General features: G+C 39.5%; 18 protein-coding genes. 6 read left to right on the forward strand and 12 right to left on the reverse strand.

What is annotated here, in order from left to right:
• Positions 1 to 7 precede the first annotated feature (7 nt).
• The 5 genes from LV83_RS08565 to LV83_RS08585 all read right to left on the reverse strand — a co-directional run bounded on the left by LV83_RS08565 (position 8) and on the right by LV83_RS08585 (position 3,446).
• Positions 8 to 1,174 carry a glycosyltransferase family 4 protein gene (locus LV83_RS08565; RefSeq protein ID WP_111611133.1) on the reverse strand — a complete coding sequence of 389 codons (1,167 nt, stop codon included), beginning with the start codon at positions 1,172 to 1,174 and terminating at the stop codon, positions 8 to 10.
• A gap of 90 nt (positions 1,175 to 1,264) precedes the next feature.
• Positions 1,265 to 2,209, reverse strand: coding sequence for a hypothetical protein (locus tag LV83_RS08570; RefSeq protein WP_111611134.1), 945 nt, complete (start codon positions 2,207 to 2,209; stop codon positions 1,265 to 1,267).
• 130 nt (positions 2,210 to 2,339) lie between these two features.
• Complete coding sequence (locus LV83_RS08575; RefSeq protein WP_111611135.1) at positions 2,340 to 2,540, reverse strand: helix-turn-helix transcriptional regulator; 201 nt, start codon at positions 2,538 to 2,540, stop codon at positions 2,340 to 2,342.
• Positions 2,541 to 2,550: 10 nt separating this feature from the next.
• Positions 2,551 to 3,012: a hypothetical protein gene (locus tag LV83_RS08580; RefSeq protein WP_111611136.1), complete on the reverse strand. Its 462-nt coding sequence runs from the start codon at positions 3,010 to 3,012 to the stop codon at positions 2,551 to 2,553.
• A 17-nt stretch (positions 3,013 to 3,029) separates the two neighbouring features.
• A complete protein-coding gene (locus tag LV83_RS08585) occupies positions 3,030 to 3,446 on the reverse strand; it encodes a hypothetical protein (RefSeq protein WP_111611137.1) in 417 nt (138 codons plus the stop codon).
• 183 nt (positions 3,447 to 3,629) lie between these two features.
• On the opposite strand from LV83_RS08585, the gene proC reads away from it, so the two are divergent.
• Entirely contained in the window at positions 3,630 to 4,430 is an 801-nt protein-coding gene (gene proC / locus LV83_RS08590; RefSeq protein WP_111611138.1) for a pyrroline-5-carboxylate reductase, read from the forward strand.
• A 285-nt stretch (positions 4,431 to 4,715) separates the two neighbouring features.
• Here proC and LV83_RS08595 read toward each other — a convergent pair whose 3' ends face one another.
• The 3 genes from LV83_RS08595 to alaS are packed head-to-tail and all read right to left on the reverse strand — an operon-like array spanning position 4,716 to position 9,935.
• On the reverse strand, positions 4,716 to 5,825 hold the full coding sequence (locus LV83_RS08595; RefSeq protein WP_317046665.1) for a TlpA disulfide reductase family protein: 1,110 nt from the start codon (positions 5,823 to 5,825) through the stop codon (positions 4,716 to 4,718).
• Positions 5,826 to 5,828: 3 nt separating this feature from the next.
• Positions 5,829 to 7,289 carry an Asp-tRNA(Asn)/Glu-tRNA(Gln) amidotransferase subunit GatB gene (gene gatB / locus LV83_RS08600; protein WP_111611139.1) on the reverse strand — a complete coding sequence of 487 codons (1,461 nt, stop codon included), beginning with the start codon at positions 7,287 to 7,289 and terminating at the stop codon, positions 5,829 to 5,831.
• Between the two features lie 21 nt (positions 7,290 to 7,310).
• Entirely contained in the window at positions 7,311 to 9,935 is a 2,625-nt protein-coding gene (gene alaS, locus LV83_RS08605) for an alanine--tRNA ligase (RefSeq protein WP_111611140.1), read from the reverse strand.
• 503 nt (positions 9,936 to 10,438) lie between these two features.
• Here alaS and LV83_RS08610 point away from each other — a divergent pair.
• Positions 10,439 to 11,545: an alanine racemase gene (locus LV83_RS08610; RefSeq protein ID WP_111611141.1), complete on the forward strand. Its 1,107-nt coding sequence runs from the start codon at positions 10,439 to 10,441 to the stop codon at positions 11,543 to 11,545.
• Positions 11,546 to 11,630: 85 nt separating this feature from the next.
• On the opposite strand, the gene LV83_RS08615 is transcribed toward LV83_RS08610, so the two are convergent.
• The 4 genes from LV83_RS08615 to LV83_RS08630 all read right to left on the reverse strand — a co-directional run bounded on the left by LV83_RS08615 (position 11,631) and on the right by LV83_RS08630 (position 18,150).
• On the reverse strand, positions 11,631 to 12,023 hold the full coding sequence (locus tag LV83_RS08615) for a response regulator (protein WP_111611142.1): 393 nt from the start codon (positions 12,021 to 12,023) through the stop codon (positions 11,631 to 11,633).
• Positions 12,024 to 12,367: 344 nt separating this feature from the next.
• A complete protein-coding gene (locus LV83_RS08620; protein WP_111611143.1) occupies positions 12,368 to 12,802 on the reverse strand; it encodes a response regulator in 435 nt (144 codons plus the stop codon).
• A 7-nt stretch (positions 12,803 to 12,809) separates the two neighbouring features.
• The gene (locus tag LV83_RS08625; protein WP_111611144.1) at positions 12,810 to 16,811 is read right to left on the reverse strand and encodes a CheR family methyltransferase; all 4,002 of its coding nucleotides are present in this window, start codon (positions 16,809 to 16,811) and stop codon (positions 12,810 to 12,812) included.
• On the reverse strand, positions 16,795 to 18,150 hold the full coding sequence (locus LV83_RS08630) for a sensor histidine kinase (RefSeq protein ID WP_111611145.1): 1,356 nt from the start codon (positions 18,148 to 18,150) through the stop codon (positions 16,795 to 16,797). Before LV83_RS08630 ends, LV83_RS08625 begins: the two co-directional genes overlap by 17 nt.
• A gap of 535 nt (positions 18,151 to 18,685) precedes the next feature.
• Between LV83_RS08630 and LV83_RS08635 the strand changes: the two genes are divergently transcribed.
• From LV83_RS08635 to LV83_RS08650, 4 genes are read left to right on the forward strand one after another with little or no spacing between them, the layout of a single operon-like run.
• Positions 18,686 to 20,821, forward strand: a complete 2,136-nt coding sequence (locus tag LV83_RS08635) for a polysaccharide lyase 8 family protein (RefSeq protein WP_158530542.1) — start codon at positions 18,686 to 18,688, stop codon at positions 20,819 to 20,821.
• Positions 20,822 to 20,835: 14 nt separating this feature from the next.
• Complete coding sequence (locus LV83_RS08640) at positions 20,836 to 21,330, forward strand: SRPBCC family protein (RefSeq protein WP_111611147.1); 495 nt, start codon at positions 20,836 to 20,838, stop codon at positions 21,328 to 21,330.
• A 27-nt stretch (positions 21,331 to 21,357) separates the two neighbouring features.
• On the forward strand, positions 21,358 to 22,005 hold the full coding sequence (locus LV83_RS08645; RefSeq protein ID WP_111611148.1) for a DUF2306 domain-containing protein: 648 nt from the start codon (positions 21,358 to 21,360) through the stop codon (positions 22,003 to 22,005).
• A 38-nt stretch (positions 22,006 to 22,043) separates the two neighbouring features.
• Positions 22,044 to 22,763, forward strand: a complete 720-nt coding sequence (locus LV83_RS08650) for a DMP19 family protein (RefSeq protein WP_111611149.1) — start codon at positions 22,044 to 22,046, stop codon at positions 22,761 to 22,763.
• Positions 22,764 to 22,794 lie beyond the last annotated feature (31 nt).

Consider the following 22,794-nt stretch of genomic DNA (forward strand, 5'->3'; position numbering starts at 1 on the left):
ATATAAGTCATTCGGACGGACTGACCGCCCCAAGAAGGGTTTGATATCTTTCAAAAATTTCTTGGTGAACTTGAGGTCTGTTATAATTTGAAACCACTTCATCATACAATGTCATAGCCATCTGGGTCATTTTGTCCCGCTTTACAAAAGCAAATTCCATTGCTTCTTTTAAAACAGCTACGTCTTTCACCGGAAATATTAATCCTGTCTTTTGTTGGGTAATGAGATCGGTATTTCCAATAATATCAGAGCAAATCACTGGTAACTGCATCGCACCAGCTTCTAAAAGCACATTTGGAAAGCCTTCACGATGTGAAGGGTGAACCAATACATCGGCAAGCGCCAAATAATGCGCGACATGATCTGACCAGTCTATCTGTACGATCCGAGGGTGATCGATAATGATTTTAATAGTCTCAGGACTGAGCGGATTTAGGTCCTGTTCAAAACTTCCAAGAAGTACCAGTTTGGACTTACCCACAATCTTGGAACTCAAAAAAGCATCCACCAATTCCTGAATGCCCTTGTCTCTAACTAATCGACCAACTGATAAAATGATAAAATCATCTTCGCCAGGAAGTATGCGCATGGTGGCTGCCACCAAGTGATTTTCTTTGAGAACTCCTCGGTTGAACTTATCCAAATCTACCCCATTTGATGAGCCTCTACCGATTACAGTCAATTTCTCTGAGGGACAGAGATCATTTTCAACCACGAAATTCTTAAGCCCATTGGAATTAGGCCAAACCTCAGTCGCATAGCTGTAGGTAATCTTCTCCATTTTTTCCAGAAGACTTTTCTTTCCTCCTTCGGCCGCCATGAATGGAATTCCAGCCAGTGTATGAATTCTCACTTTCACACCAGCTAATTTTGCAGCAATCATCCCCAACAATCCCGCTTTTGGGGTATGCGTGTGCACAATATCAGGCTGCTCTTTTTTGATCAACTGATACAATTGCCACAGGCATTTTAAATCTTGAAATGGAGTGATTTTTCGTGTAAATGGAATGACCTCATGCCTAACTCCTTCTTCTTTGATTACTTTTGGAAGCTCTCTACCATCTGCACTTACCATCAATAGGTCCCAACCCTGCTCTCTCATAAACTTCATTTGCCCTGCAAGCAATAATTTGAGAGAAATCGGAACGGTGGTTATTCGAATAAGTTTAGGCATCAAAAAGGGATTCTATCTAAAACGACGAAGGTAAGACTTTTGAGTCTTTTTACCCTGAGAAAAATGCAAATGGTATTCCAAAAAGGACTTTTATAAAATTTCAATAGTTCGGATTTCCCAATTTACCACTCCGTTTCCTGTTGTTCTTCTAACCTGTTGCGAATAAATTGGCCAACCCCAACCATGCATCACTGTTACATCTTCTCTTGTGTTGGTGATTTCTCCTGCTTGAAGCATTAAAGTATCAATATCATCATCCGAGCTATCGGGAATAAAGGCCTTAAGTAGTTCCCGAGTTTGAGCTACTAATTGCTCAGCGTCTGCTTCTACAAAAGAAACAAGTCTGAAATCGTTATCTTCTTCGAAAATCTCTTCTAATTCCACAAAAAAATCCCCATCTACTAAGCCTCGATCATACAATCCGGGGAGCTTCATTTTACCTGTTAAAGGCTCGTTTAAACGTAATTTTGCCCCGTGATAATTCAAAAATTGGAATACGTCCTTGGTGCTAGATAGTTGTACCTGCGATTGTGTTTGATTTGCCCCATACATGGAATCAACGAGCTGATTTACATTAGGAAGTGTATCAAAATCAACTAATAACTGCTCCCTTACTTTATCATAATAATCGCGTATTTGCTCCCAATTAACCAGAGTTTTGAATGTCCCAAGGTTATTGGTTTTAAAAATCACCACATCCCCTCCTTCAATATCCCTTGCTCTGTTTGCTACTTCCTCGAGTGATTCATTACCTGGCCCAAACGAATTTTGAAGATCTCTATAAGTCCATTTTACAGTGTATTCAACATCAGTTGAATCCAATATCTCCATATCTACCAAATAAGAAGTAGTGCCATGAAATGTTGTGTCTTCACCGTTTACAGTAATATTTTCTAGCACCATAGAATAGGAAGTTATTTCTCCTAAATCCCAGTATGCAATAACCTGTACGGTTGAATCCTCCATATTAATCTGAGCGTATCCCAACGGTGAAATGATCAGTAACTTGATCAGCAAAAATAATTTCCTTTTCATAGCCGAATAATTTACCCGCAAGAAAACTATTTTCTCGAATCAAACTACAACCTGCATTATAGAAATGGGCAGCTATTACTCATGAAAAACACAAATGACTGGTTAACAGCGCAGAATATAAGTGAAGCAGCTAATCCCCCTCTTCCAATTCAAAAATCTCTTCAAGCCCAATTCCAAAAACCTTAGAAATCTTCAAAGAAAGGACTGTAGAAGGCACATACTTCCCAGCTTCTATACTGTTGATTGTTTGCCTGGACACGCTGACTTTTTCCGCCAGATCCTGCTGCGTCATATTATGTCGGGCGCGTTCAATTTTTATGGTGTTTTTCATCGAACCTATATCAAAAAGCAAGGGTAGATTGCCCCTGCTTGTAAAGAACCCATTTGAATCGTCCGATGAAAATAAGTTGAATAGTAAAGAGGTTGTAGCCCATGAATTCCAAGAACCCAAAACCATAGAGCATTAAGGTTGCGATGATTAAGATAAATGTATGGGTATAGCAGGCTACCAAAAGCGAATCCAGTCGAAGCTTCTGAATGTATTCATCTTCTTCTTTTTCCTTTGAAAAAGCGATCAAAAACAAGGAGAGAAAAACACCAATCATTGCAAATTCAACCGAAAAGTTCTCTTTGTCAGGATCAAAGAAATCAGAAATCCCCCCTTGGGATTCAGCAGATGAAATGTTAAGCCATGAAAATTCAAAACCAGAGTAGGTTGCTGCAAAAAGCAAGACGGCAAAAGGCAAAAGTAAAATCCATCCAAATTTCTGGAATCGATGAGGCAAGAGTATTTTAGAAAGCATAATAGCGTCAGTTTAGGTTAGTCTTTGGTAGCCATGAATTTTTGATACTGAAATGCTGCATAGACGTAAGCATTCAATAGGAACAAAACCAAATAGGCTGTGAATATCTCTGAGGTAATTCTATCAAATCGCAGGTAATTGATCAGCATCAATGCGCCAACACCCCAAATAAGCCAGTAGGATCCTGTTTGGTAAGCCTGAAGCCTTAATGATTTAATCATCTCGTCTTCATCTTTCTCCCTTGAAAGATTCAATAGGCCAAAGCCAATAGCCCAGCAACCGTAAATCACTTGGGCAGATTCGTCCGGACTAATATCCATTCTAGTAATAGCCATCCCAATGACTAGAAGGATCGGAAGCGAAAAAAACAAAAACGCTACTTTCTTCCAACCTGGAGAAAGTAAGGGCACATGTAATATAGATTTGTTGTTCATAAGACAAGTTGTTTTGACCAAATGTAAAATAAACTTTACTTAATGACAAAATATTTTGTCACAAAAATTTATCAGAGCTTTTGATTTTAAGCATCACACCTTCATAATATTTTATGAATTCACATAAAAACAGTCGTATTGTTTACCTTTAGGCAATAAATCCATTCAATAATTATATTTTCCATGATTTCGAAAATGAAAATAGCCATCATAGGCTGTGGCAACTTAGGAGCTTCTATCGCAAACGGACTTTTAAAGCGGGATGATTTTGATCCTAAAAATCTGACGTTGACCAAAAGACATGTGGATAGTCTCAGCGGTTTTGCGGTCTTGGGAGTAAATGTCCAAAGCGACAATATCTCTGCGGCAGCAAACGCTGATCTTATTATTCTTGGAGTGAAGCCATACAACATCGCTCCTATTCTGACTGAAATCAACCCATCGCTGAATCCAAAAAATCAAATCATCATCTCTTTGGCTACTGGGATCACCCTGGCAGAAATGTATCAGGTAATTGACTCAAACAGTATCACCTTCCGTGCAATGCCAAATATTGCTGCAGATATTCAGGAATCTATTACTTGCATCTGTTCTCAAAATGCGGATCAAGATCAAGTAAAGCTTATCTCCGAGTTATTTGACGGAATAGGTTTTACTATCCCAATTGATGAAAACCTGATGGAAGCCGCTACCGTATTGGGCGCCTGCGGAATAGCCTATGTGTTGAGGTTTATGCGAGCGATGATCCAAGGAGGAATTCAGATTGGATTTGACTCAGTCACTGCCAGTAAAATTGTAAATCAAACTGTAAAGGGTGCAGCAGAGTTGATGATTCAAAAAAACATGCACCCTGAAGCCGCAATCGACAAAGTAACCACCCCAAAAGGTTGCACTATTGTGGGCTTAAATGAAATGGAACATCGAGGCTTCAGTTCGGCAATGGTGAGAGGCGTAATAGCCAGTTACGAGAAAATTGCGAAATGAATGATTTAGTAATGATTTAGCAATATTCAAGGAATATTAAATCTAAATCAAGAAAAATTACTATTTAATTGAATAGGAATAACTTTAAGATTGTTTTTCTTTTGAATCTTTTTACTAGATTTGTCCCGGGTGATAAACAACTTTTGCTATTCCTTTTTCAATGACACGATTTTTAAAGGAAGGACTGTTTGGTACTTTTTCTTCCTTCCTTTCATATTTTCACCCAACAAAAAACCCTTTCCATTTTAAAACGGAAAGGGTTTTTTGTTGATATCTTGGAATAATTTAGTCGAAAATCTCGGCAAGTTTAGCCTCCAAGCTTGGCCCACGAAGGTCTTTTCCTATGATTTTTCCGTCAGGATCGATTAAGTATGTAGCGGGAATCGCGTTGACCTGATAGGTTTCCGCAGCAGCTGAATTGAAATATTGCAAATCCGAAACCTGAGTCCAAGTCAAGCCATCTTCCGCTATAGCATCTACCCAAGCCTCTTTCGTACGGTCTAGTGATACCCCGAAAACTTCAAATCCTTTCTCATTGTATTGGTTATACAATCTCACCACATTAGGATTTTCCTCTCGGCATGGCTTACACCAAGCAGCCCAAAAATCAATCATAACATACTTTCCTCTTAGATCAGAAAGCTTAATAACTTCCCCGTCGGGATTAGGAAGCTCGATTTCCGGAGCGATTTGCCCCATAGAAAGAGCTCTCATCTCATCTAGTTGCTGCTTTATCTGAATAATTGACTTAGTCTCTGGGTAAATTTCATCCAGCTTAGCTACCAAACTATCCATAAATTGGAATTCATTTTTGGGATTTAACAAACCAATTGCAGCCAAGGAAGCGAAACTGTCGCCCATACTATTGATGACGTTCTTCACTTCCGTAGATTGATTACTCTCCAGTAGCATAGCTTCAGTCTGAATCTCTTTGATCTTTTCGGTATTGTTCTCACCCATTGCTTGATAATAGGACTCATTTAGGGCATTGACTTTAGTCTGGTAAGACTCCATTAATTTTTCGATTTTCTGCATTTCCTGAGAATCTTGAGATCCATTAATAACCAAGCTTTCAGGGTTTGCAAAATCATAAGAAATGTCAACATCTTCATTATAGAGAGCTAGGCGAATTATTTTTTCCCCATACATATTCAACTCGTAAAAAGTTGGAGTATTTACCTCCACTTGATAGCTGAATTTCCCATTATTATCTACCTCCAGTGTATCCAAAACTTTAGGACGACTATCCGTAAACTGCGATAATATTACTGCACCAACCCTAGCGTTTTCTATAGTTCCTGAGATTTCTACCATCCCTTCATTTTTTTGCTTTTCCTCACAGGAGAAAAAAGACAAGAGTAATAGAAATACTATTCCGTTCATTTTGTTCATCATGGGTTATTTCTGTAATAATTCAGTTAATATTTTTGTGGCTACTTTCGGATCAGCTTTACCTTGGGACTGCTTCATCACTTGCCCCATAAACAAGCCCATCAAACCTTTTTTGCCTGATTTATACTCTTTTACTTTCGCCGCATTTGCAGCCAATACTTGTTCTACAATCGGCTTTAAAGAAGACTCGTCACTTTCCTGTATCAAATTCAGCCGTTGCGCTATCTCCATTGGATTTTCGCTGTTGTTTTTCAGCAATTCTGGAAAAACATGTTGTGCAGCTGCCGTGTAGCTTACTTTGCCGTCCTCAACTAACGCAATCAAAGTAGCCAATGCTTCATGAGTAATTGGATAAGTCTCTTTTGATAAAGATTGTTCGCCAAGCGACAATTTCACTGGCCCCATCACCCAATTAGAAGCCGCTTTGTAATTAGTAGTTTTGGTACAAAGCTCATTAAACCATAAGGCAATGTCTTTAGATTCAGTCAAAAAGCTAGCATCGTAATCTGGCAAACCAAACTCCTCCACAAACTTCTTGTGAAGATCTCTTGACAACACAGGCATGGTTGCTTTTACTGCATTCAACCACTCGTCAGAAACTACCACGGGACTCAAATCCGGTTCTGGGAAATAGCGATAGTCGTTCAAATCTTCCTTGGTCCGCATACTGGCAGTGAGTCCGGTATTTGCATCGAAGGTCCTCGTTTCGGAAATAACCTCCTCACCTGCTTCAATCAACCCGATCAGACGCTCGTGCTCATGCTCAATGGCACGGAATACATTGCGGAAGGAATTCATATTTTTCACTTCTACTTTTTTGCCTAGCTCCGTAGCACCTTTCAGCATTACTGAGACGTTGGCATCACAGCGAAGGGAACCTTCTTCCATGTTTCCATCACAGATATCGAGGTATTTCACCAGTTTTTTAACCTCTGCTAGGAATGCATAGGCTTCTTCGGGACTGTGCAGATCAGGTTCAGTTACGATTTCTATCAATGGCGTACCAGCACGGTTAAAATCCACCAACGTATCAGCTTCCTCAGCCAAATGAATAGATTTCCCTGCATCTTCTTCCATGTGAACACGGTTCAGGATCACGTCCTTCTTCCGACCGTCTGCAAGTTGAATCGGTACGGTACCTCCCACACAAATTGGCCCTTTGTCTTGGGTCAATTGATAACCCTTAGGAAGGTCAGGATAAAAATAATTTTTCCTTGCGAAGACATTATGTCTAGTGATCTCAGAATTACAAGCCAATCCCATCTTGATGGCATAGGCGATTGCCTTGCGATTTACCTTCGGTAAGGTTCCTGGGTGTCCCAAAGTGATGGCCGAGATCTGCGTGTTGGGTGCCTGACCGTAGAGATTCGCATCAGCTGCAAACATTTTACTCTCGGTCAAAAGCTGCGCATGCACCTCCAAACCGATGATCAACTGATATTTATTCCTTAATTCTTCGCTTAGCATTCGCGCGTTTTTTCTGTGTTTTTAAAGGTACAACTCTCTGGCTTTTACCACTACATTTTCTAGTCCAGCTAGGTTTTTTCCTCCTGCAGTGGCAAAAAACGCTTGTCCACCTCCTCCACCTTGTATCTCTTTAGCCAATTCTCTTACGATTTGACCAGCATTTAAATTTTTACTTGCAATCAATTCTTCGTCTATAATTACCGCAATCTGAGGTTTGTCATCGACTTTGGCTGCCAAAATCACAAAGGCATTTGCAATCTCATTTTTCAACTCATAAGCCAGCTTCTTCAAGGAATCCGCATTTGGCAATTCCACTTGAGCTATCAAAGTATTAATGCCTTCTCCTGCCACAAATTGCTTAAGCAACTCAACTTTCACTCCCGAAGCTTTCTCCAGATGCAAAGCATCAATCTCTTTTTTCAAGTCATTTCGCTCTTGAAGCAAAGCCTCAATTGACTTCATCAGGTCCTTAGGGTTCTTCAGCAACTCCTGAATTTCTTTCACCAAATTCTCTTGCTTTCGGAAATATTCCTCGGCAGCTTTGGCTGTGATAGCTTCAATCCTTCGAACGCCAGAAGCACTGGAAGCTTCGGAAATAATCTTAAACAAACCAATTTTACTTGTTTGAGGAACGTGAGTGCCTCCGCAAAGTTCTACAGAAAATTCCTTGTCAAAGGTGATTACACGCACAAAGTCACCATATTTCTCTCCAAAAAGCGCAGTTGCTCCTTGCTTCTTTGCCTCTTCTATTGGCACATTTCTTTGCTCGGAAAGTGCAATGTTCTGTCTGATTTTATCATTTACAATATCCTCCACTTTAGCAATTTCGGAATCAGTTAATTTGCTGAAATGAGAAAAATCGAAGCGAAGTAAATTCTGATTCACCAAAGACCCTCGCTGTTGGATATGATCACCCAGAACTTCTTTCAAAGCAGCCTGAAGCAAATGCGTAGCTGTGTGATTATTTTCTGTTAGAAATCGCTTTTCAGCATCTACTTCTGCACCAAACTTAGCTTCAGGATTTGTGGGAAGCTTCTCCACAAAATGAACAATCAAGTCATTCTCCTTCTTGGTGTCAATTACTTTGACTGTTTCGGTTTCAGAAATTAATAAACCTGTGTCCCCTACCTGTCCCCCGCTTTCGGCATAGAAAGGAGTTTTATCTAACACGATTTGGTACTTATCGCCTTTTTTATCTGAGATCACACGGTACTTGATGATCTGGGCATGCGCTTTAAGGAAATCATATCCTACGAATTCAACCCCGTTGTCTTCGTTCACAAGTACCCAATCACCGGTTTCAGATTCAGAGGCTGCGCGGGAACGAGTTTTCTGCGCTTCCATTTCAAGTGCAAAGCCTTTTTCATCAAGCGAAAGTCCGCTTTCGCGAGCGATCAAAGAAGTCAAATCAAGTGGAAAACCGAAAGTATCATACAATTCAAAGGCCGTTTTCCCTGGGATTACATTTTCGCCTTTCGCACTTAATTCAGACTTAATCTGGTCTAGTATCTTCAATCCATTATCAAGTGTTCTGAGAAAAGAAGTTTCCTCTTCAAAAATCACTTTCGCTATAAATTCCTGTTGCTGTCTTACTTCTGGGAAAATATCCCCAAAATTATCTGCAATGAGGCTAGTCAATTCATATAAAAATGGTTCTTGGAAGCCCAAAAACGTATATCCATAACGAACGGCTCTTCTGAGAATTCTACGAATCACATAGCCAGCCTTGTTATTTGAAGGCAATTGACCATCAGCGATCGTAAATGAAATCGCACGAATGTGATCGACGATCACGCGGAATGCTATATCAGTCGGCAAATCCTCGCCGTAAACTTTGCCTGATTTCTTTGCCAAAGCAGCCAAAAATGGCGCAAACAAATCTGTATCGTAATTGGAAGATTTGTGCTGAATAGCTCTCACTAAACGCTCAAAACCCATTCCTGTATCGACGTGAGTAGCTGGAAGTGGTTTTAGCGATCCATCAGAAACTCTGTTGAACTGCATGAATACCAAGTTCCAAATCTCGATCACTTGCTCATGATCATTGTTTACTAAGTCTTTGCCAGCAACAAGAGCACGCTCCGCATCGGATCTTAAGTCAACATGGATTTCAGAACAAGGTCCGCAAGGGCCTACATCGCCCATTTCCCAGAAATTATCCTTCTTCGAACCCATGATGATACGGTCCTCTGGAACGATGGCTTTCCAAAGATCATAGGCTTCCTGATCCATCCCTAAATTATCACCAGCGTCACCTTGGAACACTGAAACATACAACCTGTCTTTATCTAGTCCATAGACTTCTGTCAATAGTTCCCAAGCCCATTCAATCGCTTCTTTCTTGAAGTAGTCACCAAATGACCAGTTTCCTAGCATCTCAAACATAGTGTGGTGATAGGTATCCACGCCCACTTCCTCCAAATCATTGTGCTTTCCACTAACCCGAAGGCATTTCTGGGAATTTGCGACACGGGAATATTTGGCTATTTCATTTCCTAGAAATGCGTCTTTGAACTGGTTCATTCCCGCATTGGTAAACATCAGCGTAGGGTCATTTTTGACCACAATCGGTGATGAGGGAACGTAGTGATGCTGTTTTGATTGGAAAAACTCAATAAAAGTGCTCCGTATTTTCTTTGCTTCCATGAAGGTTTTGAGGCAATTAAGAATGCTATTTAGGCCGTTTCACAGGCGTTATTATCGGGGAGCAAAATTAACAGAATTGACGGTGTTACCTGCATTGGGGTGAGAATTTCTCTCTTGGCAAATATCCCGCAAGGGCGCAAAGACGCAATTTCCATATTTGTTAACCTTTGAGGTTTCCAGAACCTCGAAGGTTTTGTTGCTCTCAAAAAAAGCATAGCGGAAAGTCCTGTCGGAAATTTTTCACAACAAAGTAATAAAGCATAACCTCTTTGCTTAGAGAGATTACGCTTGACGGTAGATTTTACACTAAAACCTTCGAGGTGAAAAAAAAACCTCAAAGGTTATCAAGCACTGCGCCGCTGGGCCGCCACTAGAAAAACCAAACCTCAACTCTTCGGGAATGTCGTAAATCGTAAATCAAAATTCGTAAATACTCTTTCAACTTGTAAATCCCCTACTCACCTCTTACTTTCATAAAAGTCTTTAAAACGTCAAAAAAATTAATGAGCTACCTTGATCAAATAACCTCACCTACGCTTCTCCTTGACGAAAAAATCTGCCGCGCCAACATCAAGCGAATGGCAGATAAAGCAGCTCGGCACAATATGAAGCTCGTTCCACATTTCAAAACCGCTCAGTCCAACCAAATTGGTGATTGGGCAAAAGAATATAATATTACAGAGGTAACTGCCTCTTCCATCAAAATGGCAGAATACCTCTCAGGGCAAGGCTGGGTGAATATTCATATCGCATTCCCATTCAATCCTCTTGAAATCCCAAAGCTTAATAAAATAGCCGAAAGACAATCTATTTCCGTGCAGTTGATCAATGCTGAAACTACCCAAATGCTTTCCGATCAATTGGAGTATTCTGTAGGGTTTTTCATAGAAATCGATGCGGGTTATGGAAGAACAGGCGTAGAAGTATCCGATTTCGGTTTGATTGAGGAGATTTTGTTGATTGCCAAAAAGTCAGACAAGCTAAAATTCAAAGGTTTTTACATCCATGCAGGTCACTCCTATTATATGCCTGATATTCCTGCCCTTTACGAGCAAACCCGGAATGCCCTTAGCATGCTGAAGCACAAGTACAATTCAGAATATCCCAAGCTAATTACTCGAACTGGAGATACGCCCGGATGTGCAGTGATGGAAGACTTCGGAGACATCGACGAGATGGGGCCGGGAAATTTTGTGTTTTATGACCTGATGCAGGCAGAATTAGGCGGCTGTGACAAAAAGGATATTGCTGTTTCTCTCGCCGTGCCAGTCGTGGATATCAAAAAGGACCGAAAGGAAATTCTAGTTCATGGCGGTGGAGTTCACTTGGCCAAAGACGTGCTGGTAGGAGAAAATGGCCTGAAAAACTTCGGAGAGATTGTTTACCTCCATGAAAATGGTTGGATTATTCCTGAAACCAAATCCTTTCTCAAAAGCATTTCCCAGGAACATGGGATTATAAAAGCTTCGGATGAGTTGCTCGCTAAAGTGAAAGTTGGAGACATCTTAGGTATTCTTCCCGTTCATTCCTGTATGACAGCGGATGCGATGGGCGAATACATGAGGCTGGATGGGAAAATGGTGGATCACGCGGAAGGTAGTGTTCAGTAATCAGTTTCAGTATTCAGTACATTTTACAAAACAAACCTAGAACACATCACTAGGCTTAGTTTCCGGAGGGTTGGATTCGGGTGGGTTAATGCGTGGTTATTATTGATTTTAATGAATCCAAGGAAAGTGGCTTATGTATAAATCCATCTACTATTTCATATGATTTAGACTTATTCAAATCACTAGCATCTGTTGACGAAGAAACGATGTAGATAGAAATATTTTTTAAACCAAAGGACTTTTGCAAAACCATTTCCTCCAAGAATTCCCAACCACTTAAAACGGGCATATTTATATCCAAAAAAACAATAACCTCCTCATCAAGATCTCTTTTCAGGGCTAGTTCATTCAAGCCAATTTGCCCGTTTTCGCACTCACAAATTGACAGGTATGGCAAGCGCAAATTATTTAGCATCTTAAGCGTTATCAACCTAAAAATCTTATCATCTTCTATTAAAAAAACATGCTTATTTTTCATTTTTACTAAAGTCAAATGTCTGAGTTTCTTTCATAATATTCTTTACTATTTCATCTAATTCTTTGGAGCTTACCATTAACTGTTCTAAGGAAAAAAGGCAACTCATTAGAGTCCACCCCTCCGATTTGAATTAAATTAATAATGCCTAACATAAGGAAAAGTGGCGTCCTTAACACCTGCGATCGTGTCCATGCAATGCAATATTTCTTACTTTGGACATCGTTCTGAGTTATATAGTGATTTCTACTTAGTGCGAATTCGATACTCTTAATCAAATCTATACCCGCGGTTTTCTTCAATCACCAAAACTGAGAAGGCTGTATTATACTCATCTCTTTCAGTCATTATTTATTAGATAAAGTGGTGAGCTGCAGCCAGAATTCTTCAATTTTTATAATAGCTTTCAAGAACTCATTCATATCAAGCGGCTTTTTTACATAACTATTGCAGTATTGTTTGTAGGCTTCATCGATATCCTTTTGATTGGAAGAAGTAGTCAACATGATTACAGGGATTGATTTTAATTCTTCATCATCTTTTATTTGACTTAAAACTTCATGGCCATTAAAAATCGGAATATTAATATCCAATAAAATCAAATCTGGACGCTTCGCCTTAGTAAATTCATTCTTTCTGTAGAGAAAGTCTAAAGCCTCTTGTCCGTTTCTGGCAATGCTGATCTCTGTTTTCAACTTGCTCTCTTCAAAGGCCTCAAGCGTTAAAATAATATCTCCCTCATTATCTTCAACTAAGAGTATATGTGCAGGTTTTGTACTCATATCCTTATTATTGATTAATTGCTATTTCAAATTTAAAAACGGTACCCTCTCCAAGTTCAGACTCCGCCCACATTTTTCCCCCATGGAGTTCTACAACTTTTCTACAAACTGCAAGACCTATACCGTTGCTATCATTATTTGGGTTTAAAGAATGGAAGATTTTGAACACATTTTCCAGCTGATTCTCTGGAATTCCGATACCATTATCTTTCACTGCAAAGGTTACTTTTTCTTCTTTACTTTGTGACGTGATCTGTATGATAGGGTTTTGGTCTCCGCGGTATTTTAAAGCATTGCTGATCAGGTTGGTGAGCAAACGCTTAAAAAGAATAGGATAAACTGCGATCTCAGTAATGTCCAGATTATATATAATTTTACCATTCAAATCTTCTAGCTCTTTACTAAATTGCATCAAGACCTCCTCAAAAAGATCAGGTAACTTTACCTCTTCCAAACTCTCGTTGAGTCTTCCAGTTCTAGAAAACTCCAATAGGTTGGTGATCATCTTGTCCATTTCATTGGCAGAGGAATTAATGATTTCAAAATATTGCTTCTGTTTGCCTTTTTCTAAGAAGTCGCCCTTTTTTTCAATTATGCTAAGTAAACCTTTAATACTTCTCAAAGGAGCTTTCAAATCATGAGAAGCGACATAGGCAAATTCTTCCAGTGACTTGTTTACATCCTGCAGCTGCTTGTTTTGTGCTTTAATGACATCATTCAATTTACTGACTTGGTAGATATATTCTTCCTCCGTAGTGACATCGTCTTGAATAGAGAAAAAGCCTATAAACTCCCCTTCTAAATTGTAAAGAGGACGAGCTTTGATGTGGGTAAGGTATTTATTGCCAAGTTTAGTATAATTAATAATGTTGACTTCAAATGAATCTCTATTGGCAATGGCCTCTGCCATTTGCCTAACTACTTCTGGATCACTTTCTTTTCCTTGAAGAACTCTGCCAGGTATTTTGTTTAAAACTTCACATTCTTCATAACCTGTCATTTTCTCAAAGGTTTCATTCACATAAATAATTCTACCATGAGTGTCTGTCATGATTACTGCATTGGGTGACTGCTCTGCGATCAAAGAAACTTTTTGAAGTTCTTGCTCTGCATTTTTACGGTGATTTATATCCCTGATTGTCAGTAGATATTTCTTTCCTTCACTTTGGCGCAGTGTAATAGCCTTGACAGTAGCCTCTAACCAGCGCAAATTTTTGTTGGATTTCTGAAACTGAAACTCAACTAAGCCTGGCTCCTGGCCTGAATCAATACTTTTTAAGGCTATTTTTAACCTATCGGCATGAACTGGGATTTTCTTGAATAAATTGAGTTTATAAAGCTTATCCAGCTTATATCCAGTGACTAAAAAACCTGAAGGAGTGCAATACTCTATATCCCCTGCACTATTGATGATGCATACCATATCCCTTAAGTTTTGGGATATCAAGCCCAAAATCTCTGCTTGATCGCTATGCTTTGAGTTTAGCTCTTTGAGTGCATTATCTGATACTTCCAATGCTTTTTGAAGCCTGTTGGCTTGGGTCAAATCGACAAATACTAGAATCACACCTTTTATTTCGTCCTTTTGAGTACGGAAAGGTGATATTTTGAGTAGGTACTCCCGCTTTTTGATATCCTCTATTCTTGACTCAAAAGAGGATTGATTTTCCAGTACCATACCAATTCGATCTAGTAGATTTTCCAACTGGATCTTTCCACGAAACTGGCTGATATTACGTCCGATATCATGTGGAACAAGGTCTAATATTTTTTTGAGTGAGGGAGTGAATTTCCGAATATTCAGATTGACGTCCAGAAAAAGCAGTGCGATCTCGGTACTTTGAATCAGATTATTCAGATCATCATTGTTATTCGCCAGCTCACTGTTTTTTTGCTGATACTCAGCGTTTACGGTATAAAGTTCTTCGTTTACGGATTCCAATTCTTCATTGGAACTCTGCAACTCTTCGTTGGCAGCTTGTAACTCTTCATTGCTAGACTCCAGCTCTTCGACGGTGGTCTGAAGGGTTTCTCGGTTCACCCGTAATTCTCGTTCCAGAATATTGATTTTCTCCTTAGAAACAGCACTTAGGTTAATTCTTTCAGCAGCCTCTACCTTATTGCTATTGCCCGATACCTGCTCAAAGGTGATGAATACATACCTCATACCTTCCAACAATTCCTTGGTCCTGATGTGAATATCCAACGTAGAATTGGGCTGAAAATGCATGTGGAAATCCTCCGGAACGGCTAGGTCTCCAAGAATAATGGCGTTTCCGTCTTGCAAGACTTTGTTTACTGCCACTTCTAACGGAACAGCAAATACTTCAGGAAGCATGCGTAAGACATTAGAGCTGATTTCACCCGGAGGAATACGTAGCCAACGGTGAGTGCTACCTGAAGTATGTAACAAATTAAAATGTTGGTCTATCACCATGGAATCAGGAACATACTCTTGAATCAGGGTATGTTGGATTTCACTCTGCAGTTTTCCTTTAGTTGTTACAAGAGGCTGTTCAATTTGCCTAGCTTCTGGTGCTCTATCCCAGCTTTGCTTCTGAAATCTCTGGGCGGTATGGAGCCGTTGTATGAATTTTTTATTTTCAATATTCTGAAAAATCTTATAGCGATGGTTTACTTCCCTAAACTCTTCACTTTCAGCCCCTAGAGATTCACTTGGACCTAGGAAGAGATATCCACCTGTCCTCAACGCATACTGAAACAGTTTGAAGAGCTGCTGCTGAACTGGTTCGTTAAGATAAATCAACAAGTTTCGGCAGCTTACTAGGTCAATCTTATTGAAAGCAGGATCTTGGATCAAATTGTGCACCGAGAAAACAATCATCTCCCTGATTTCTTTGACAATGCTATACCCGCCTTTTTGCGAAATAAAGTAAGTATTCAGGATCTCTACTGGCACCTCAGAAGTAATGTTCTCCGAGAAAATTCTATTAGAAGCTAGTTTAATTGCATCCTTGTCTAGGTCGGTGGCAAAAATGCTTACATCAAACTGCAGTTTGTTTTTCCGCAGGTAATCTTTCACCAGAATAGCTAAAGAATAGGCTTCCTCTCCAGTGGAGCAGGCAGGAACCCAAATGCGCAGGGTTTTGGTCTCAAGGTTTTCTTCGACGAGTTTTGGGATTACTTCAGTGGTCAAGGCTTCAAAAGCCTCTTCATCTCTAAAAAACCGTGTCACACCAATAAGTAACTCCTTAGAAAGCAAATGTGCTTCAGCAGGATTGTCCTTTAGTAAACGGTAATATTCTTCAATTTTGGTGACATCCAATAAATTCATCCGCCGGTGAATTCTACGGGAGACGGTAGTATGCTTATAACCTGTAAAATCAATAGCAATAAGCTCAAGGACTGTTTTGAGGATTTTTGAAATAACTGGGTTCCCCTCTGCATGATTTTGATATTTCTGTATCAGTAGTTTTCGATTTGTGAAAAAAAGACTGATTTCCTGTGGCATTTCTTCAATAGAACAGACCTTATCTACCACTCCAGTATGAATGGCATTGTTAGGCATTCCATTGAATTTGGCATCATCTGGCGACTGTACTAGCACCAGACCGCCTTTTTCTTTCACGTACTTCAGGCCTTCAGCGCCATCACTCCCGGTTCCTGAAAGGATAATAGCACAGGCATTATCTTGGAGGTTTTCTGCCAGTGACATAAAAAAACTAGTGATTGGAAAACTGAGCTTTCTGTCTTCCTTATCATTTAATACAAATTTTTCATTTCTTATTTCAACAAACTTTTTGGGAGGGTTCAAGTAAATAGCACCAGGATTAATGGACATCCCATCCTCAATAATATAGATGGGCAACTTAGTATGCCTAGCCAGTAACTCATCCATCAAGCTCTTGTGATTGGGGGCCAAATGCTGTATGACAACATAGGCACCTATCGGGTCATCAGCTGTTTTTTCAAAAAACAACTCCAAGGGTTCAAGACCGCCTGCAGATGCACCTAAAGCGATTATTGGAAATTTAATCTTGTCTTTCATTAATTTTTTTCGGTATTGTAAAATAAAAAGTTGAGCCAACCCTCACTTGTGAATGAAGCCCTATTTGTCCTCCCATAAACTCAACACTTCGTTTGGCTATTGAAAGCCCTACTCCTGTACCTTCATATTCATTGCTATTATGAAGTCTCTGAAACAACTTAAAAATTTTATCATAAAACTGAGATTCTATACCTAATCCATTATCAGAAATAGCAAATTCCCAGTAATCGTTCTGCTCACGTGCCGATATATCGATACTAGGAGCAGTGTCTTTTTTTCTATACTTCAACCCATTATCCAGCAGGTTGTGAAATACTGTGGTAATCAAAGGCTTGATAGTCCAAATGGTAGGCATTTCAGTCCAATTGATTTTTGCAGAAGCAGCAGCGATGGTCCCTTCTCTCAACTCCAAATAATTCAATAGTAAAGCATCTAGATCTACTAGTTCCAGTTCATCACTAGGTCTATTGACCCTGGAGAAGTCCAGCAAATCCAAGACAATTTGCTTCATACGCACAGCTCCATTTTCGGCAAAAGTAATATACTTCTTCCCTTTTTCATCCAGCTGGTCTCCATAGTTTGAACTAAGCTTATGCATAAAGCTTGTAACCATTCTTAAAGGCTCCTGCAGATCATGCGAAGCCACATAAGCATACTGTTCAAGTTCTTCATTTTTGACTTGCAGTGCTTTTTTACTCGCCTCAAGCTCGGTCTTTAGTTGTTGCTGCTCGGAAATGTAATTTTCAATTCCTTTGAAAATCTTGGGAATAAGGGCTGATGAGAGGTAACATAGAAAGATAAGATTAGAGCTGACAGCAATCCATTCATTCACGGAACTCATATCTACATTATGACTGAAATCAATCAAATCGAACGCTATAGCAAACCCAAAAAAGATAGAAATAAACAGCACAAGATGACTCCACCAATAAGCGTATTTATTATCGAAAATTATAATAGAATAGACACAGGCCGCCAAAAAGTATACTAAAACAGAGCCTGAGGAGGGTGAGGTGAAAATATTAAGCGTGATGGCAAACGCATAAACAGTAAGAGAAAATATCAACTTTCTAGTAGCTGTTTTTACGCTAGGTACAAAGGCTATAAAACACATCAAACCAATTGTAATGAAGTGCAATAGGGTGATATACTCTTTGTTTTCGAAGGTGATCAGGAATAATGATGGAATCAGCGCAATAAAGCAAAGCGGAAGTATAAATATTAAAGTGGTTGCAAAAAGGCTATTTCTCCAATAATTCACACCTCTGTTTGCTTCAACTGAAGATGGGACACAGTTTGCCAATATCGCTCTCTTGTATTTACTCCAAATTTCTATCATCAATTTTTAGGTACTGTAAAGCGGACTTCTCTTTCATCCAGAAATCCCCCATAACTCGTGAATTTAGAAGAAATAGAATTGCACTCCAAAGGGAAAAAAACCTTTCCTACATGCTACAGCTAGTGGATGGTTGGCAAGTGCTTTTCAAAGTACATGAAAAATAATTGGCTTTGAGAACAATCTAAATAAGTAGAGAGCAAAGCTATAAAACAGGATTTAAAAACATGTTACTCGAAAAACATCCTCATAAATCCCAAGAAATTTGCCTGATCCCAAGGTCTGACCGACAAAAAAATACGTCCTGATTAGAAGCGACAAAAACCTACCAGCTTCCCATAATTGTTTGATTGTAGTGAGCTACTAAAAATGCTGATTAATTAAATTTTTAAATATTTTTCAGTACTATAGAGCTACAACTCACCATGATTTTGGACAACCTGGCATTTACCCTTAAACATCCTATTCCTAAGAAGAAATAAACTTCAAAGTGATTTCTACCGGAATCACTCAGTAGTTTCCATTTTATTTCATGATTATGAAACGATTAGCCAATTATTTATTTCTCTTTTTTCTTTTAGCTCATGTCCAGTCACTTCAAGCCCAGCAGGATTCAGACTTCGAAATTGTCCAACAAAATATTTTCACGCAATATCAGCAAGCTACGAGCGCGGCAGATCTGAACAATCTAGCAAACAAGGTACAAAAGGAAATACAGGCAGACGGGAGCTGGAAAGATATCAACTATGCTGACAACTCCCTGTCGAGTTGGGAGCCAGATGTTCACATCAAGAGAATCGGACTGATGGCAAAGGCTTATAGTAGAAAAGACAACAAGTTCTACTTGAGTGCCAGTACGCATCAGCGTATACTTAATGCCATCAGGTATTGGGTTGAATTAAAACCTGAGCCAACTTCAAAAAACTGGTGGTGGCTCAGTATAAGCGTCCCCAAAGAGATCGGACAGCTTTTGATCGCCATGCGCACAGTAGAGCCAGGGGTACCGGAAGATTTAGAGAAAAAATTAATCAGCTGGATGAGTAAAACTGCCTCAATCACAAAATCTCCCGGAAGAGACGGATCCAATTTGACTGATATTGCGCAGCATATGATCATGGAGGCAGCACTCACCAAAGATGCAGCTTTAATCAAGCGGGCTGTAGACGCGACAGCTGCTACGATCAAAATCTCCCCAGGTGATGGTATACAGCGAGACATGTCTTTTCATGCTCATGGCCCCGAGAATTACATGCATGGCTACGGCAGAGAGTACCTCTCTGGTATTAGAAATGTGGCCACTTACATCCAAGGAACAAGATTTTCATTTACTCCTGATCAGATTGCTTTAATATCAGATTTTACCCGAAATGGGTTCTTGCAGGTGATCCGTGGTCGCTATGTAGATTTTAGTGTGATTGGCCGGGGAATCGCCAGAAATAATGCAACCCGAGTGAATGTGGGAATTGTGAAGCAAATTAGAGAAATCGACATCAACCGTCACCAAGAAGAATACGATCAGGCAATTGCAAGAATAGAAGGCAAAGCAGATCCATCAGAAGGAATCAGCCCTAAGCATATTTATTACTGGAGATCTGACTATACCGTACACCACAGACCTGAATTTATGGTTGGCCTTAATATAGCTTCAAGTCGAAGTGTACGTACCGAATCCGGAAACGGTGAAAATCTCACTGGGCATTTTCTTACTGAAGGCGCTACTTTCATAGCAGTAGAGGGAAATGAATACCACAATATTTTTCCAAACTGGGAGTGGAATAAGATTCCAGGAACCACCACACCTGAAGTCAGCCCGCTTAAAAAGCGTAGAAACTGGGTCGCAAATAGAGGGAATTCTGATTTTGTAGGAGGAGTAAGCGACGGATTGAATGGGATTTCAGTTTATCAGATGTCCGATTACAATACCAAAGCCAACAAAAGTTGGTTTTTCTTTGATGATAAAGTCATTTGTCTGGGGTCAGGCATCTCAGCAAATAGACAGGAATCGATTACTACTACATTAAATCAATCTTGGTTGAAAGGACCTGTTCTACTATCTCAAAATGGAGATTTTGAAGAGTTTAAGAGCGAGAAAGCTGACAAACTAAAAAACATCAAGTGGATCTATCATGATCAAGTCGGATACTATTTCCCGGAAAATCAAAGCGTAATGCTTTTTGCAGATAACCAACCAGGTGCATGGTCAGAAATTAATTCCAATTCATCTTCCAAGATCATAGAAAAGGATGTCTTCAAACTTTGGATCGACCATGGGAAAAACCCGAAAGAAGCCTCCTACGCATACATTCTTTTACCAGGTGTTGAAAACGCTCAAGAGTTGACCAACAAGAATATTTCTTCGGTAGTTATCCTTCAAAACTCGCCCGAGGTTCAGGCTGTACAGGACAAAAAAAATGGGTTACTTGGGGTCGTTTTTTATAAGAAGGGTAAATTCTACTGGGAAAATAACAGATTAGAGACTAGCCAACCTGTACTAGTGCAGCTGGAAAATACCGAAGGCAAAACCTGGAAAGTAACCTTGTCAGAGCCTACTCAAAAGCTGACAGGAGCTTTAGAAATAAAACTTCAACTAGAGGGAATTGAAAAGATAATCACATTTGAGCTGCCAGAAGGAGATATGGCAGGTTCCTCTGTGAGCCAATCCATTCAATTCTAATCAAATTAACTCACATGTCTTCACAACTCGAAATCACCCGGTTCTTCACAAAACCCCAAGAGGAAGTTTACAATGCATTTCAGGCAGCCGATAGTCTCCAGCAATGGTGGGGGCCAGCAGGGTTTGAGATGGAGGTAAGAAAATTTGAATTTTTTAGAGACGGCATTTTTCACTTTGTCCTTAGAAATAAAGACGGTTACCAAATGTGGGCTAAATGGGTGTTTACTGAAATAGAAGCTTCCTCCCGGCTGCAGTTCATCAATTCCTTTTCCAATGAAGCTGGAGAAACGGTCAAAGCTCCAGAAGTTCCTTTCGGTGCAGATTGGCCGATGGAAATGATCGTGGATCTGGAGTTTTATGAAGAAGATGGAAAAACTAGAATTGATCTGGTCTCCTACCCACATAATTCCTCTGATGCTTCCAAAAAAGTATTTGCTGAAAACATCGGAAATATGGAGCAAGGATTTGGAGGCACGTTTGATCAATTAGCATCTTATCTTTCCAAATAAGTAGCTTATACTTGGCAAATGAAATCTATGTTGAGAAAGGTCAGTTGGTGGTTTTTTGGGATTCTCTGTACTCTCATAGGACTTTATCCCATACTTTATTTTATTCTGGATAGGAATTTCGGTTTACTCCAATCTAAATCTTCTGAGCTTCTCAATTCATTCGATTGGAATCTGGGATTCTACCTGCACATCATTCTTGGTGGATTTGCACTTCTCATCGGCTGGATTCAATTCCCGAAAGGATTCCGTGACAGAAACAGAAAGCTTCACAAAAGAATCGGAATGGCTTATGTCACCGCCGTATTTTTCAGCAGTATCGCAGGAATCTATATTGCCCTATCCGCCACCGGAGGCATCATCAGCGTCATAGGTTTTGCCTCTCTCGGCATTATCTGGCTTGGCACTACGATGATGGGCTGGTTCACTGCCAAAAAACATAGGTATGATGACCACGAAAACTGGATGATATTTAGCTACGCGGCAACTTTCGCAGCTGTGACGCTAAGAATTTGGCTTCCACTCCTTATACTGATGCATCAAGGAGACTTTATTCCTGCTTATCAGATTGTTGCCTGGGTTTGCTGGGTTCCAAATATGATAGTGGCGTGGTGGATCGTAAGGAGAAGGAAGGAGAAGGAAGGAGACACATTCATATGTTCAACAAAAATAAACTAGTCCCATTATACCAGAATTTGATAATCTAATAAACTACAATGAAAATAGGATTCATTATTTCAATAGGCGTATTTCTCTTAATAATTGGTTTTTTCATTTGGAAAAGGAAATCCAAAAATACGCAAAATGCTCCAACCGAATTTTTGAAGCTTGAATCAGAAAATCAATCCAATAAGCATATTCCAAAACTACCCGAAAACTGGATTGCTGAAATCGAGAAAAAGTGGGATGGAAAAGCTTGGAACAAGTATAATAACGCATACTACGATATCTGGGCTAAAGCATGTGAGGATGTTTATGATAAAAATAAATATTGGGAAAAGAATCAAACTCACGCAGATTTTCTAAATGAGCTTACTAAGGAGCAACGTGTATATTTTACTCTTATAAACTTTGAGTCACAAGTGAATAATGGTGGCGTTTACCAGTTTTTATTTAACTATCCAGAACTTTCTATACTTGCTTTACAAGCAATGCAAGAAACTGGATTGGAAAAATTAGAGAAAGATTATGAGATCGTTTTAAAAGAGTTTTTCGGCAATTTCAAAACTATTCAAGACTTACATTCCAAGTTTAATGATAACCACAGAGATTGGAATAATCGTTGGACATCATTTTCTGAAGGATACAAAGAGCTTACATCAACCGAAGTAATTGAAAGCTACTTTTTTACCGAAATATTCACAAAAGACTATCAACAGAAATTGATTGATTATGTAAAAAGTAACCCGGATAAAATTTACAAGATTGAATATTAGATAATTGCTAATTGTATAAACCATTTTTTTA

It is taken from the genome of Algoriphagus yeomjeoni, assembly GCF_003259505.1.
GTDB classification, from domain to species: Bacteria; Bacteroidota; Bacteroidia; order Cytophagales; family Cyclobacteriaceae; genus Algoriphagus; species Algoriphagus yeomjeoni.

Bases quoted from the DNA above. Each gene is read 5' to 3' on its own strand.
- LV83_RS08565 (WP_111611133.1), bottom strand. From the start codon at position 1,174: ATGCCTAAACTTATTCGAATAACCACCGTTCCGATTTCTCTCAAATTA.
- LV83_RS08570 (WP_111611134.1), bottom strand. From the start codon at position 2,209: ATGAAAAGGAAATTATTTTTGCTGATCAAGTTACTGATCATTTCACCG.
- LV83_RS08575 (WP_111611135.1), bottom strand. From the start codon at position 2,540: ATGAAAAACACCATAAAAATTGAACGCGCCCGACATAATATGACGCAG.
- LV83_RS08580 (WP_111611136.1), bottom strand. From the start codon at position 3,012: ATGCTTTCTAAAATACTCTTGCCTCATCGATTCCAGAAATTTGGATGG.
- LV83_RS08585 (WP_111611137.1), bottom strand. From the start codon at position 3,446: ATGAACAACAAATCTATATTACATGTGCCCTTACTTTCTCCAGGTTGG.
- proC (WP_111611138.1), top strand. From the start codon at position 3,630: ATGATTTCGAAAATGAAAATAGCCATCATAGGCTGTGGCAACTTAGGA.
- LV83_RS08595 (WP_317046665.1), bottom strand. From the start codon at position 5,825: ATGATGAACAAAATGAACGGAATAGTATTTCTATTACTCTTGTCTTTT.
- gatB (WP_111611139.1), bottom strand. From the start codon at position 7,289: ATGCTAAGCGAAGAATTAAGGAATAAATATCAGTTGATCATCGGTTTG.
- alaS (WP_111611140.1), bottom strand. From the start codon at position 9,935: ATGGAAGCAAAGAAAATACGGAGCACTTTTATTGAGTTTTTCCAATCA.
- LV83_RS08610 (WP_111611141.1), top strand. From the start codon at position 10,439: ATGAGCTACCTTGATCAAATAACCTCACCTACGCTTCTCCTTGACGAA.
- LV83_RS08615 (WP_111611142.1), bottom strand. From the start codon at position 12,023: ATGAAAAATAAGCATGTTTTTTTAATAGAAGATGATAAGATTTTTAGG.
- LV83_RS08620 (WP_111611143.1), bottom strand. From the start codon at position 12,802: ATGAGTACAAAACCTGCACATATACTCTTAGTTGAAGATAATGAGGGA.
- LV83_RS08625 (WP_111611144.1), bottom strand. From the start codon at position 16,811: ATGAAAGACAAGATTAAATTTCCAATAATCGCTTTAGGTGCATCTGCA.
- LV83_RS08630 (WP_111611145.1), bottom strand. From the start codon at position 18,150: ATGATAGAAATTTGGAGTAAATACAAGAGAGCGATATTGGCAAACTGT.
- LV83_RS08635 (WP_158530542.1), top strand. From the start codon at position 18,686: ATGAAACGATTAGCCAATTATTTATTTCTCTTTTTTCTTTTAGCTCAT.
- LV83_RS08640 (WP_111611147.1), top strand. From the start codon at position 20,836: ATGTCTTCACAACTCGAAATCACCCGGTTCTTCACAAAACCCCAAGAG.
- LV83_RS08645 (WP_111611148.1), top strand. From the start codon at position 21,358: ATGTTGAGAAAGGTCAGTTGGTGGTTTTTTGGGATTCTCTGTACTCTC.
- LV83_RS08650 (WP_111611149.1), top strand. From the start codon at position 22,044: ATGAAAATAGGATTCATTATTTCAATAGGCGTATTTCTCTTAATAATT.